The 11,881-nt window shown below is 70.8% G+C and carries 13 protein-coding genes; 8 read left to right on the top strand and 5 right to left on the bottom strand.

The genetic code is table 11. The features are described 5' to 3' along the window. Window positions 1-85: 85 nt before the first annotated feature. The gene (locus tag ACGFRB_RS31240) at window positions 86-829 is read right to left on the bottom strand and encodes a transglycosylase SLT domain-containing protein (protein ID WP_393247838.1); all 744 of its coding nucleotides are present in this window, start codon (window positions 827-829) and stop codon (window positions 86-88) included. A gap of 761 nt (window positions 830-1,590) precedes the next feature. Between ACGFRB_RS31240 and ACGFRB_RS31245 the strand changes: the two genes are divergently transcribed. The 3 genes from ACGFRB_RS31245 (at window position 1,591) to ACGFRB_RS31255 (ending at window position 3,769) form a co-directional block, all read left to right on the top strand. Continuing rightward, window positions 1,591-2,736 carry a GAF domain-containing sensor histidine kinase gene (locus ACGFRB_RS31245; RefSeq protein ID WP_393247840.1) on the top strand — a complete coding sequence of 382 codons (1,146 nt, stop codon included), beginning with the start codon at window positions 1,591-1,593 and terminating at the stop codon, window positions 2,734-2,736. Window position 2,737: 1 nt separating this feature from the next. Further along, window positions 2,738-3,376 (top strand): response regulator, encoded by a 639-nt coding sequence (locus ACGFRB_RS31250; RefSeq protein WP_393247848.1) that lies wholly within the window; start codon window positions 2,738-2,740, stop codon window positions 3,374-3,376. A 153-nt stretch (window positions 3,377-3,529) separates the two neighbouring features. Continuing rightward, window positions 3,530-3,769: a chaplin gene (locus tag ACGFRB_RS31255; protein ID WP_363012562.1), complete on the top strand. Its 240-nt coding sequence runs from the start codon at window positions 3,530-3,532 to the stop codon at window positions 3,767-3,769. Window positions 3,770-3,940: 171 nt separating this feature from the next. Here the strand turns inward: ACGFRB_RS31255 and ACGFRB_RS31260 are convergent, their stop codons facing one another. Further along, complete coding sequence (locus ACGFRB_RS31260) at window positions 3,941-4,735, bottom strand: hypothetical protein (protein ID WP_363012563.1); 795 nt, start codon at window positions 4,733-4,735, stop codon at window positions 3,941-3,943. A gap of 395 nt (window positions 4,736-5,130) precedes the next feature. Between ACGFRB_RS31260 and ACGFRB_RS31265 the strand changes: the two genes are divergently transcribed. The 4 genes from ACGFRB_RS31265 (at window position 5,131) to ACGFRB_RS31280 (ending at window position 8,553) form a co-directional block, all read left to right on the top strand. Next, window positions 5,131-5,922 (top strand): ABC transporter ATP-binding protein, encoded by a 792-nt coding sequence (locus ACGFRB_RS31265; RefSeq protein ID WP_363012564.1) that lies wholly within the window; start codon window positions 5,131-5,133, stop codon window positions 5,920-5,922. A 229-nt stretch (window positions 5,923-6,151) separates the two neighbouring features. Beyond that, the gene (locus ACGFRB_RS31270; protein ID WP_363012565.1) at window positions 6,152-6,580 is read left to right on the top strand and encodes an NfeD family protein; all 429 of its coding nucleotides are present in this window, start codon (window positions 6,152-6,154) and stop codon (window positions 6,578-6,580) included. Window positions 6,581-6,667: 87 nt separating this feature from the next. Further along, window positions 6,668-7,618, top strand: coding sequence for an SPFH domain-containing protein (locus ACGFRB_RS31275; protein ID WP_361229520.1), 951 nt, complete (start codon window positions 6,668-6,670; stop codon window positions 7,616-7,618). Window positions 7,619-7,779: 161 nt separating this feature from the next. Beyond that, window positions 7,780-8,553, top strand: a complete 774-nt coding sequence (locus ACGFRB_RS31280; RefSeq protein ID WP_363012566.1) for a sulfite exporter TauE/SafE family protein — start codon at window positions 7,780-7,782, stop codon at window positions 8,551-8,553. Window positions 8,554-8,674: 121 nt separating this feature from the next. Here the strand turns inward: ACGFRB_RS31280 and ACGFRB_RS31285 are convergent, their stop codons facing one another. The 3 genes from ACGFRB_RS31285 to ACGFRB_RS31295 all read right to left on the bottom strand — a co-directional run bounded on the left by ACGFRB_RS31285 (window position 8,675) and on the right by ACGFRB_RS31295 (window position 10,732). Then, on the bottom strand, window positions 8,675-9,181 hold the full coding sequence (locus ACGFRB_RS31285) for an HNH endonuclease (RefSeq protein WP_363012567.1): 507 nt from the start codon (window positions 9,179-9,181) through the stop codon (window positions 8,675-8,677). A 170-nt stretch (window positions 9,182-9,351) separates the two neighbouring features. After that, entirely contained in the window at window positions 9,352-9,885 is a 534-nt protein-coding gene (locus ACGFRB_RS31290) for a YbhB/YbcL family Raf kinase inhibitor-like protein (protein ID WP_393247850.1), read from the bottom strand. 64 nt (window positions 9,886-9,949) lie between these two features. Further along, a complete protein-coding gene (locus tag ACGFRB_RS31295; RefSeq protein WP_363012568.1) occupies window positions 9,950-10,732 on the bottom strand; it encodes a sporulation protein in 783 nt (260 codons plus the stop codon). Window positions 10,733-10,861: 129 nt separating this feature from the next. On the opposite strand from ACGFRB_RS31295, the gene ACGFRB_RS31300 reads away from it, so the two are divergent. After that, window positions 10,862-11,536: a DNA-3-methyladenine glycosylase gene (locus tag ACGFRB_RS31300; RefSeq protein WP_393247844.1), complete on the top strand. Its 675-nt coding sequence runs from the start codon at window positions 10,862-10,864 to the stop codon at window positions 11,534-11,536. Window positions 11,537-11,881 lie beyond the last annotated feature (345 nt).

Raw genomic sequence — 11,881 nt, forward strand, 5'->3', positions numbered from 1 at the left:
TATGCCGAAGGGCGGCACCCCTCGCTGGGGTGCCGCCCTTCGGCATATGCCAGGCCTGTACGGATCTCGCGGCGCGTGGGCCGGATCAGTAGGCGCTGTTGACGTTGTCGATGGTGCCGTAGCGGTCGGCGGCGTAGTTGCAGGCCGCGACGATGTTGGCGACCGGGTCGTACTGGTCGAACTTGGTACCGGCGATGTGGTACGCCTTGAACGTCGGGTAGATCACCTGGAGCAGGCCCTTGGAGGGGACACCGTTGACGGCGTTGACGTCCCAGTCGTTGATCGCCAGCGGGTTGCCGGAGGACTCGCGCATCACGTTCTTGTAGATGCCGTGGTAGGTGCCCGGGATGTTGTGCTTGTCCATGATGTCGAGGGACTCACGGATCCAGCCGTCGAGGTTGTTCGAGTACACCGGGGCGCGGGTGGCGGAACGGTTCGCCGCGGCCTCCTCGGCGGCCCGCTTCACGGCCTTGGCCTGAGCCTCGGCCTTGGCCTTCGCCTCGGCGGCGACAGCCTTGGCCTTGGCCTCGATGTCGGCCGTCTTCTTCAGCTCGGCGGCCTTGGTGTCGGCCTCCAGCTTCGCCTTCGAGGTGAAGGTGGTGTGCTGGTCCGTAAGGCTCGAGGCCAGGGCCTTCGCCTCCGGGCTGTGCGCGTCGTACGACCACGCGACCTGCTGGGTGCTCGCCAGAGCCTGGGGCTCGGGCTGGTTGCTGTCGCCGCCACCGTGGACGAGGGTGAGGCCGAGCGTCGTGGCGCTCAGTGCGGCCACGCCGGCGATCGCGGCCTTGTGGGTCTTCTTCAGACCACGCAGGGTGTTGTTCGCAGACATGCAGGACTACCTCTTAATCGCTGGGGGAGTCGCTCAGGCCGGGCGGCGCTGCGCCTGGCTCGGCGGCGACGAAGGCAATTCTTAGCGGCCGCAAAATGCTGAGGCAAAGATGTGACGTACGATCCCCGGTAGTGGATCAGGGGCCGCACCCGAACGGCCCAGAGTCGCCCCGCATCCGGTCCCATCGGCACGCATCCGGCTTTTACGCCTCCACTAGGGGCATTCGTAAGTGACCTGGGCCCTATGCCCGGCCTCACATCGGCCGCATGGCGGGGTCACTGGACGTTGCAGGAGCAATGCGTACGGTGAGCCAGTCGCGGGGCAGGCGCCGGAAGGCCCCATCGGCCCGGTCCCAGGGGCCCGCGTCCCCGTACGCGCCGCCGCCCCGCCCCCACCTCGTACGCGCGCGGGGACACAGGGGAGGCGGGGCTCAGGGGATACGAGAGAAGGGGTACGGCGACGACGCGCCCCGGCCCTCTCGCCCAGCTCCAGCCCCGGCGCCCGCCCGGCCCCCGGCCCGTCCCCCCTGCCCCTCGGCGCCCACCCGGGCTTCGCCTCCGCCCGCACAACGCCCAACCAAAGCCCACGCCCGTACAACGGCCTCCGCTCACGCCACGGCCTCCGCCCCCGCAACGGCCTCCGCCCCCGCAACGGCCTCCGGCCGGTCCTCCGGCGGGCCCTTCGGCGTAGGTCCCCGGCCCCAGGCCACCGCCGTCCCCCGGCGGATACGGACGGTCACACCCCACCGGTACGGTGAAACCATGAGTCACCGACCGAACTCCGGTCTCGCCGCAGTGAGCAGCGCGCTACTGGCGATGAACCGCCGGATGGAGGTGCGCGACGTCCTCAGGACGATCGTCGCCTCCGCCCGCGAACTCCTCGACGCCGAGTACGCGGCTCTCGGCGTCCCCGACGACCACGGGGGCTTCGCCCAGTTCGTCGTCGACGGCGTCAGCGACGAGCAGTGGCACGCCATCGGCCCGCTGCCCCGGCAGCACGGCATTCTCGCCGCCATGCTCGACAAGGACGGGCCCGAGCGCCTCGTCGACGTCCGCAAGGACCCCCGCTTCGAGGGCTGGCCCGCCGCCCATCCGGCGATGTCCGACTTCCTCGGCCTGCCCGTGCGGGACGGCGACGAGACCATCGCCGCGCTGTTCCTCGCCAACAAGCGGTGCCCCAAGCCCGAAGGCAGCTGCGGCTTCACCGCCGAGGACGAGGAACTGCTCGCCCTGCTCGCCCAGCACGCGGCCATCGCCCTCACCAACGCCCGGCTCTACGAGCGCAGCCGCGAGCTGACCATCGCCGAGGAGCGCTCCCGCCTCGCCCACGAGCTGCACGACGCCGTGAGCCAGAAGCTCTTCTCGCTCCGGCTCACCGCCCAGGCAGCCGCCGCCCTCGTCGACCGCGACCCCGCCCGGGCGAAGGGTGAACTCCAGCAGGTGGCCGAGCTGGCCGCCGAGGCCACCGAGGAGCTGCGCGCCGCCGTGGTCGAGCTGCGCCCCGCCGCTCTCGACGAGGACGGTCTCGTCCATACCCTGCGTACCCAGGTCCAGGTCCTCGACCGCGCCCACACGGCGCGCGTCACCTTCCACGGCTCCGGGATCCGCGCCCTGCCCGCCGCCCAGGAGGCGGCCCTGCTCCGGGTCGCCCAGGAGGCCCTGCACAACGCGCTGCGGCACTCCGGCGCCGGACTCGTCACGGTCTCCCTCGCCCGGGGCGCCACCGGCACCCGGCTCACCGTCGCCGACGACGGCACCGGCTTCGATCCGGCGACCGTCCGCAGCGCCGGCCGTCACCTGGGGCTGGTCTCCATGCGCGACCGGGCCGACGGGGTCGGCGGCCGGCTCACCGTGACCTCGGCCCCCGGCAGCGGAACCACGATCGAGATGGAGGTCCCCGGTGGCTGAGATGATCCGTGTCCTGCTCGTCGACGACCACCAGGTCGTCCGCCGCGGCCTGCGCACCTTCCTGGAGGTCCAGGACGACATAGAAGTGGTGGGGGAGGCGTCCGACGGCGCCGAGGGCGTGGCCCGCGCCGAGGAGCTGCGGCCCGACGTCGTCCTCATGGACGTCAAGATGCCCGGCACGGACGGCATCGAGGCGCTGCGCCGACTGCGCGACCTCGGCAACCCCGCGCGCGTCCTGATCGTCACCAGCTTCACCGAACAGCGCACCGTCGTCCCCGCCCTTCGGGCCGGTGCGAAGGGATACGTCTACAAGGACATCGACCCGGACGCCCTCGCGGGGGCCATCCGCTCCGTGTACGCCGGCCACGTCCTGCTCCAGCCCGAGGTCGCGGGCGCGCTCCTCAGTCAGGACGAGCACGGTTCCGGTGGCGGTACGGGGCGGGGCTCCGGCCTCACCGAACGGGAGCGGGAGGTGCTGGGCCTGATCGCGGACGGCCGCTCCAACCGGGAGATCGCCCGCGCGCTCGTCCTGTCCGAGAAGACGGTCAAGACGCACGTCTCCAACATCCTCATGAAGCTGGACCTCGCCGACCGGACCCAGGCCGCGCTCTGGGCCGTACGGCACGGAATGGTCGAATGACGGGATGACGCGGAGGCCGACGACGTACGGCCGTTCCCCTTTTCATACTGTCGGGCGTATATCCCCCGTTTGGCGCAACCTCCTGGGGGTGGCGGCGTTCTTCAGGGCGTGCTGCGGCGGACCGGCCGCAGCGATGACCAGAGGAGACCTCACGTGATCAACTTCAAGAAGGCCGCAGCCCTCACCATGGTCGCCGGTGGCATCGTCGCCGCCGGTGCCGGTGTCGCCTCCGCCGACTCGGGCGCCCACGGCAAGGCCGTCGGCTCGCCGGGCGTCGTCTCCGGCAACGTGATCCAGGCCCCGATCCACGTCCCCGTGAACGTCTCCGGCAACACCATCGACGTCATCGGCCTGCTCAACCCGTCCTTCGGGAACACCGCCGTCAACCACTGACGAGCCCAAACCCCCGGCCCCCGGACGATCCCCCGGGGGCCGGGCCCGTTTCCCCGCACGGCTCCGCGGCACCGCCGGGCGCCCCGCGCCTCGCGGGTCCGCGGTGCCCACCCCGGCCGCCTCCGTCCGGCAGGGCCAAGGAGCGAGTGAAGAGGGGGAACAGGGTGTCCGTCAGAAGCCCCGTTCCTTCTCGCGCTCCCGGTTCTCGACGTACGCGTTGTACGCCGCGACCCGCGCCCGCCGCGCGACCCGCTCCACCGGCCGCAGCGCCGCGCCGCGCGCCGCCATCTCCGCCGCGCTCACCGCGCCGCCGTGGCCGTCGTAGGCCAGGTCGACGAGCATCCCGATCCGCCGGGCCAGCTCCAGCACCCGGACCGCGCGCGGCGGATAACCCGGTGCCAGTACCTCGCTCCCGGCCTCCGCGCGAGCCCGGTAGGCGTCCCGCGCCACTTCGGCGGCCGGCCCCGACGCCGCGACGTCGAGCCGCACCAGCGCAGTCGTCGCCTCCCGCAGCGCCTCCGCCAGCTCCCGTTCCGCCTCGCCGAGCGAGGGCACGTCCGCCGGCGGAGCCTCCCGTACCGGCAGACAGTGCCAGACCACCGACACATGCCGGTCACCCGACGGGCCCGCCTCGGCGACCTCCGGCACCAGCCCGTACGGCGCGCCGAAACCGACCACCGCCTCCTCGGCCGCCAGCGCCCGCGCGTTGAACTCCGGCGGGCCGCTCAGCCCCAGCGGATGCCCCGGAGCCGGCAGCGCCACCCGCCACCCGGTCACCCCGAGCCGCCGCAGCCGCCCCAGCGCCAGCGTCAGGCCCACCGGCCCCGCCTCGCCCGGCAGCCCCTCCACGCGGTGCACCGCGTCCTCCCCGACAATCGCGAGCGCCGCGTCGTCCGGCGACACGGCCCCGGCCAGCAGGGCATTGCCCCAAGCGGCCAGACGTCCTGAGCGTGGTTCCGAATGCATCCCTCAAGCCTAGGAGATCCCGCACCCGTCGTACGGAGATCACGGCCCACCCCGACGAGTGGGGCTCCCGGGGAGACCCCCACCGTTCATGCCGGGGCCGCACCCCACCCCGACGACCCCACCCCGACGAGCGGGACACCTCCGCCCTACTCGCCCCGCCCCACCCCCTCGCCTCCCCCAACCACCCGCGCACTTCGGGGATATGCCCCTTTCGGCCCTGGCGCGAAGGCTCCGCCGTCCTGCCCGGCGGGCCTCGGTCGAACGGCATGAATCCCGCCCAAAGCAAGCCCTAGGGACCGGCCCGGCCCGCCGGTGGCGTAGGTTCTTACCTGGAAGCCGCGCCCATCGGCGCTCGGCGACGACACGACTCGACCGCAAGGGGAGACAACGCGCTCATGAGCGATGTACTGGAGCTGGTGGACGTATCCGTGGTCCGCGACGGACGCGCTCTGGTGGACGGCGTCTCCTGGTCGGTCAAGGAAGGGCAGCGCTGGGTCATCCTCGGCCCCAACGGCGCCGGCAAGACCACCCTCCTCAACGTCGCGTCCAGCTACCTCTACCCCACCACCGGTTCCGTCTCGATCCTCGGCGACCGCCTCGGCTCCGTCGACGTCTTCGAACTGCGCCCCCGTATCGGCGTCGCCGGCATCGCGATGGCGGAGAAGCTCCCCAAGAGCCAGACCGTCCTGCAGACGGTCCTCACCGCCGCGTACGGCATGACCGCCACCTGGCACGAGGACTACGACCCGGTCGACGAGGCGCGCGCCAAGGCGTTCCTCGACCGCCTCGGCATGACCGACTACCTGGACCGCAAGTTCGGCACCCTGTCCGAGGGCGAGCGCAAGCGCACCCTCATCGCCCGCGCGATGATGACCGACCCCGAGCTCCTGCTCCTCGACGAGCCCGCCGCCGGTCTCGACCTCGGTGGCCGCGAGGACCTGGTGCGCCGGCTCGGCCGGCTGGCCCGCGACCCGTACGCCCCCTCGATGATCATGGTGACGCACCATGTCGAGGAGATCCCGCCGGGCTTCACCCACGTCCTGATGATCCGCCAGGGCAAGGTGCTGGCCGCCGGTCCGATGGAGACCGAGCTGACCTCCCGCAACCTCTCCCACTGCTTCGGGCTCCCGCTCGTCGTCGAGCACGTCGGCGACCGCTACACCGCCCAGGGCCTTCCGCTCAAGTAGTCCGGGCCGCCACCCGCCGGCCCCTCCGGCGAACCCGGGGCTTCACGGGGCGCCGCACCCGCACAGTCCGGCGCCCACCCGCCCTGCCCCGGTCCACCGGTGCCATCCGCCCCGGTCTCCGGTGCCCACCCGGCCCGCCCAGCGCCGCCATGCCTGCCCGCTCGCCCGCCATCGGGCCGGGCCCGGCCGGGCCCTGTCCCCGGCTGCCCCACCGCCCTACCATGACCATGTGGACATCGACGCATGGATCTGGTGGCTGATCGGAGCGGTGGGGCTCGGTATTCCTCTCGTCCTCACCGCGATGCCGGAGTTCGGCATGCTCGCCGTCGGCGCGATCGCCGGCGCGGGCACCGCCGCGCTCGGCTTCGGGATCGTGGCCCAGGTGGTGGTCTTCGCCGTGGTCTCGGTCGCGCTCATCGCGGTCGTCAGACCCATCGCCGCCCGTCACCGCAGCGACCGCCCCGCCATCGCCACCGGCATCGACGCCCTGAAGGGCCGTCAGGCCGTCGTCCTGGAACGGGTCGACGCCGGCGGCGGCCGGATCAAGCTGGCCGGCGAGGTCTGGTCGGCCCGTACGCTGGACAACGGCCAGAGCTTCGAACCCGGCGAACAGGTCGATGTAGTCGAAATCGACGGCGCGACCGCCGTCGTCATGTGACCGAACCTCACCCATGACGCTCCGCCATCTGGGAAACTCGATCATCATCTGGTCCATCAACCGGCAGCGAAGGGCACAGGCAACACGATGTCAGCCATCATCATCGTCCTGATCATTCTGGTGGTGCTTGTCTTCATCGCCCTGATCAAGACCATCCAGGTCATTCCACAGGCGAGCGCCGCCATCGTCGAACGGTTCGGCCGCTACACCCGGACCCTCAACGCCGGTCTGAACATCGTCGTCCCGTTCATCGACCGCATCCGCAACCGGATCGACCTGCGCGAGCAGGTCGTCCCGTTCCCGCCGCAGCCGGTGATCACCCAGGACAACCTGGTCGTCAACATCGACACCGTCATCTACTACCAGGTGACCGACGCCCGCGCGGCGACCTACGAGGTGGCCAGCTACATTCAGGCCATCGAGCAGCTCACCGTCACCACGCTGCGCAACATCATCGGCGGCATGGACCTGGAGCGGACCCTCACCTCGCGTGAGGAGATCAACGCGGCCCTGCGCGGCGTCCTCGACGAGGCCACCGGCAAGTGGGGCATCCGCGTCAACCGCGTCGAGCTCAAGGCGATCGAGCCGCCGACCTCCATCCAGGACTCGATGGAGAAGCAGATGCGCGCCGACCGTGACAAGCGCGCCGCGATCCTCACCGCCGAGGGCATCCGCCAGTCGCAGATCCTGACCGCCGAGGGCGAGAAGCAGTCCGCGATCCTTCGCGCCGAGGGCGAGTCGCGGGCCTCGGCCCTCAGGGCCGAGGGTGAGGCCCAGGCCGTCCGTACGGTCTTCGAGGCCATCCACGCCGGCGACCCGGACCAGAAGCTGCTCTCCTACCAGTACCTCCAGATGCTGCCGAAGATCGCTGAAGGCGACGCCAACAAGCTCTGGATCGTGCCCAGCGAGATCGGCGACGCCCTCAAGGGCCTCTCCGGCGCCCTTGGCAATGTCGCCCCCGGGGCCGCGTCCGGTTTCACCAAGTCCCCTCCGGCGGCCGGTTCCGCCGAGCGCCGCGAGGTGCCCCCGGTCGACTGACCGGCGCCCCCCTCACCTTCACGGGCCCCTGCCTTGGTCGACGGACCGGGACAGGGGCCCGATGGGTGACACGTACACGTAACCTCGGGCATGATCGGGCGCGAGCCCCTCGACTCCGGCCGCAACGGGGCGGGGAGGCGACTCGACGACCCCCGAAGGAGATGGCGTTGTCCATCTGGGAAATGCTCGCGATCTTCGGCGCCGGCACCGCCGCAGGCGCCATGAACACCGTCGTCGGATCGGGAACCCTCATCACGTTCCCGGTCCTCCTCGCGACCGGCCTTCCGCCCATCACGGCGAACGTCTCCAACGCCCTCGGCCTCGTGCCGGGATCCATCAGCGGGGCCATCGGCTACCGCAGCGAACTCAAGGGCCAGACCGCCCGCGTGCTGCGTCTCGGCGTCGCCGCGCTCCTCGGCGGACTCGCCGGCGCCATCCTCCTCCTCACACTGCCGTCCGAGGCCTTCGACGCCATCGTCCCCGTTCTCATCGGCATCGCGCTGCTGCTCGTCCTGTTCCAGCCCCGCATCGGAGCGGCCGTCCAGCGCCGCCGCGAGGCCAACGGCACCGAGGCCCATCCGCACGGCGGCGCCGCCCTGCTCGTCGGCTTCTTCTTCGCCAGCGTCTACGGCGGTTACTTCGGGGCCGCCCAGGGCGTCCTCTACATATCGCTCATGGGTCTGCTGCTGAACGAGACCCTGCAGCGCATCAACGCGGTCAAGAACGTCCTCAGCGCCGTCGTCAACGGCGTCGCCGCCGTCTTCTTCCTCTTCGTCGCCGAATTCGACTGGACCGCCGTCCTCCTCATCGCCGTCGGCTCCACCATCGGCGGTCAGATCGGCGCCAAGGTCGGCCGCCGGCTGCCCCCCGCGCTGCTGCGCGGCGTCATCATCGCCGTCGGCATCGTCGCGATCCTCCACCTCACCCTGAAGTAGGGGCGGCTCCCGCGTACGGCGAAGGGCCCGCCCCCGAGAGGGCAGGCCCTTCGCCGTACGTGTCGTCCGGTGTGCCGCCGGGGCACATACGCCCGGTCACGTCGCCCGGTACGTCGTCAGGTCACGCCGCCTGGTCGGTCAGCCAGTCCGGCAGCCCGGCGCGCTCCGCCGACTTCATCGCCAGCAGCATCGCGTCCGCCGGAGTCGGCACGAACGGCTGGTGCAGCAACGGCATCCCCGCCTGCTCCGGCGTCCGGTCGGCCTTGCGGTGATTGTCCGCCGCGCACGACGCCACCGTGTTCAGCCACTCGTCCCCACCGCCCTGCGCCCTCGGCACCACGTGATCCACCGTCGTGGCACGGCTCCCGCAATACGCGCACCGGTGCTGGTCCCGGACCAGCACCCCCCGCCTCGACCACGGGGCGTGTCTTCGAAACGGCACCCGTACGTACCGGCAGAGCCTGATCACCCTAGGCACCGGCATGTCCACGGCCGCCGCCCGCAGACGCAGCCCCGGATGCTCCTGCTCCACGACGGCCTTGTCCTGGAGGACAAGCACCACCGCACGGTTGAGTGTGACCGTCGAAAGCGGCTCGAAGCTCGCGTTCAGTACCAGCGTGTCCCGCATCTGTGCCCACCTCCCGTGTGCCGGCCCAGCCGCCTCTCGCAGGAGCCGGGCTCGGATCAACTCTGGCCGGGCACGCCGGGTAGGACAACGCAATATCCGCGTAAAGAAAGATGCCCGCTTCTGATCTCTCCAGGACCAGAAGCGGGCAAACAACGGGCGAACGTACGGATTTACGCGGGGTTCTCGTACTCCGCGACGAGCTGCGCCCGGCCGAGCGTGTGGAACCGCAGGTTGAAGCCGACCACCGCGGGCGAGACGTCCGCGTCAGGCCCCAGCTTCTCCTGGTCCACCGCGTACACGGTGAAGACGTACCGGTGCGGCCCGTCCCCCGGCGGCGGCGCGGCCCCGCCGAAGTCCCGGGTCCCGTAGTCGTTACGGACGTGCACGGCCCCGGCCGGCAGCCCCTCGAACGACCCGGAACCCGCACCCGCCGCGAGCTCTGTCACCGACGCCGGGATGTCGAACAGCACCCAGTGCCAGAACCCGCTGCCCGTCGGCGCGTCCGGATCGAAGCACGTCACGGCGAAGCTCTTCGTCTCCGCCGGGAACCCCTCCCAGCGCAGCTGCGGCGAGGTGTTCCCCGCCGCGAAAACCTGAGCCTCCTTCAGCACCCCGCCCGCCACGACGTCGTCGCTCACCACGGTGAACGACGCCACCGGCGGATGGAAGTCATGGGGGAGCGGTGCCCTCTTGCCCTCGGCCACGTCGGCCACGTTGAACCTCCGAAATCGTTGCCCGGTTCTCCGAACCGGCTCTACGCAGCCGACCCTAGAACCAGTTGCGACGGCCGCCGACCTCGGCGAGCCACTGGTTCAGGTACGCCGCCCAGTCGGTCGTGTGGAAGTCGTGCAGCCCGACCCGGAACGACCGGTACGTGTCGCTGCCCTCGGTGAACAGGCCCCCCTTCTTGTCCATCTCCAGGACGACGTCCATTTCCCGGTCGTCCGCGACGAAGCTGACCTCGACCTGGTTCAGCCCCCGGTACTGCTGCGGCGCGAAGAACTCGATCTCCTGGTAGAAGGGCAGCCGCTGCCGCGTCCCGCGGATGTGCCCGCGCTCCATGTCGGCGCTCTTGAAGCGGAAGCCCAGCTGGATGAAGGCGTCCAGGATCGCCTGCTGCGCCGGCAGTGGGTGGACGTTGATCGGGTCCAGGTCGCCGGAGTCCAGCGCGCGGGCGATCTCCAGCTCGGTCTTCACCCCGATGTTCATGCCGCGCAGCTGCTGCCCGGCGATCGCGGTGACCGGCGTCTCCCACGGGATCTCCAGACCGAACGGCACCACGTGCACCGCCCCGGCCTGTACCTCGAACTCGCCGCCGAGCCGCACCTTCACGAACTCGATGTCCTGCTTGTACTCGGAGTCGCCGCTCTCGACCTCGACCCGCGCCTGCAGACCGACGGACAGTCCCTCGATCCGCTGGGCGACGGAACCGCCCTGGATCCGCACCTCGCCCTGAACGATCCCACCGGGGACGACGTTCTCCTCGATGAGCACGGTCTCCACCGACGCCCCGCCGGCCCCCAGGCTCGCGAGCAGCTTCTTGAATGCCACCGAACGACTCCTCTTGTCGGTTCTGTTGTCTGTCCTGCGCTGTCCTGACCTCTACATACGCGTGACGACCGTAGCCGGTTCCCCCATCCGCCCCACCGGGTTCCCGGCCCGCCGTTAGGCTCGGACCCTATGAGCGAGAGCCCCGACCGCACGCCGCTCCCGCGGAGCTTCTTCGACCGCCCCGTCCTGGAGGTCGCCCCCGACCTGCTCGGCCGCACGCTGGTACGGAACTCCCCGGAGGGCCGTATGGAACTGCGCCTCACCGAGGTGGAGGCATACGCCGGAGAGATCGACCCCGGCTCGCACGCCTTCCGCGGCCGCACCGCGCGCAACGCCGTCATGTTCGGCCCGCCGGGACACGCGTACGTCTACTTCACCTATGGCATGTGGCACTGCCTCAATCTGGTGTGCGGCCCCGAGGGCCGGGCGAGCGGAGTCCTCCTCCGCGCCGGCGAGATCCTCATCGGCGCCGAGGAGGCCCGGACCCGCCGCCGCTCGGCCCGCAACGACACGGAGCTGGCGAAGGGCCCGGCCCGGCTCGCCACCGCTCTCGACGTGGCCGGTTCCCTCAACGGCACCGACGTCTGCGCCGGCCCCGAGGCCCCGCTCGCCGTCCTCACCGGAACCCCGCCGGCCGCGGGACTGATCCGCACCGGCCCCCGCACCGGCGTCGGCGGCGACGGCGCTCCGCACCCCTGGCGCTTCTGGATCGACGGCGACCGCACGGTGAGCCCGTACCGCGCCCATGTGCCCCGGAAGCGACCCGGGAGTCCTCGGCTTGACTCGACTGTCACGGATGCGTAATGTGGCCCGAGCCGCTTGAGACGGATCGTGCTTTCTCAGCCTCCCGAGGCGGCCAACCACTCACTTACGAAGATCCCGCAGGGGCCTTTTTCGGCATGCCGAAATTCGCTCCGAAAAGCTCGATTATGAGTCGCCGGGGAAATTCGCTAAAGTAGTGGACACGCCGGAAGGGCCCAAAGGTGAAAGCCTAAGGAAACGGAAAGCGCAGAGTGAATCGGAGCCGAAAGGGTCTGATAAGCTCGAAACGCGAGAAGGGAACGGAAGCGAAAGCGACCGGGACCGGAAAGCACCGAGGAAATCGGATCGGAAAGATCTGATAGAGTCGGAAACGAAGGAAGCGCCCGG

It is taken from the genome of Streptomyces sp. NPDC048718, from assembly GCF_043198875.1.
Taxonomy (GTDB): Bacteria; Actinomycetota; Actinomycetes; order Streptomycetales; family Streptomycetaceae; genus Streptomyces.